The sequence below is a fragment of the Aureimonas sp. N4 genome (genome assembly GCF_001463925.1).
GTDB classification, from domain to species: domain Bacteria; phylum Pseudomonadota; class Alphaproteobacteria; order Rhizobiales; family Rhizobiaceae; genus Aureimonas; species Aureimonas ureilytica_A.
Window position 1 is genome coordinate 1 of sequence record NZ_BBWS01000075.1, and the last position, 482, is coordinate 482.

Consider the following 482-nt stretch of genomic DNA (forward strand, 5'->3'; position numbering starts at 1 on the left):
TCCTCACCCCAACGACCTTCGCCCGATCATCGAGGCGGACCGCCGGCATGTCTGGCATCACATGCTCCAGCACAAGCCGCTGGAAACCAACGATCCGCGCATCATCGTGGAGGGCAAGGGGCTCAAGGTCTGGGACGCGGCGGGGCGCGAATATCTCGACGCGCTGTCGGGCGGCGTCTGGACCGTCAATGTCGGCTATGGCCGAACCTCCATCGCCGACGCCGTGCGCGACCAGCTCGTCAAGCTGAACTACTTCGCTCAGTCCGCCGGCTCCATTCCCGGCTCGCTTTTCGCCGAGAAGCTCCTGGAGAAGATGCCCGGCCTGTCGCGCGTCTACTTCAACAATTCCGGCTCGGAGGCCAACGAGAAGGTCTTCAAGATGGTTCGGCAGATCGCCGAGCGCCATCATGGCGGAAAGAAATGGAAGATCCTCTACCGCGAGCGCGACTATCACGGCACCACGATCGGCACCCTCGCCGCCT

1 protein-coding gene is annotated in these 482 nt (G+C 63.5%); it reads left to right on the top strand.

The window, feature by feature from the left end; translation table 11 throughout:
- Positions 1-28: 28 nt before the first annotated feature.
- The coding region (locus tag AUL28_RS21885; RefSeq protein WP_441294092.1) for an aminotransferase class III-fold pyridoxal phosphate-dependent enzyme at positions 29-482 on the top strand (454 nt) is incomplete at its 3' end.